1 protein-coding gene is annotated in these 243 nt (G+C 55.6%); it reads right to left on the reverse strand.

The features are described 5' to 3' along the window. Nucleotides 1-243, reverse strand: a 243-nt coding sequence (locus SB752_RS33140; RefSeq protein ID WP_410719617.1) for a hypothetical protein, incomplete at both ends; no start/stop codon positions are given.

The raw sequence follows: 243 nt of genomic DNA on the forward strand, positions 1-243 counted from the left end.
AGTGATGACCCTCGTATTGTGGTACTCAAACCAGCTCAACTGAAGAAATCTAGCCTTGGCGAGCTGGTTGGCAATACCCCGTGGGTCGCCGCGTTTGTACCGGGCGACTACTACGGCCCTAACTACCTGCTGGACTTGGCGTTGGCTACGCGCTACAGCCGTGCACAAGTGGTTGGTAAAGCTGCTCACTTCACTTGCCAAGGGCAAGATGCCGAGCTGCAGTCGACTGAAATGGCATACCGT

The sequence above is a fragment of the Brevibacillus sp. SIMBA_040 genome (assembly GCF_046535075.1).
In the GTDB taxonomy this organism is placed as follows: Bacteria; Bacillota; Bacilli; order Brevibacillales; family Brevibacillaceae; genus Brevibacillus.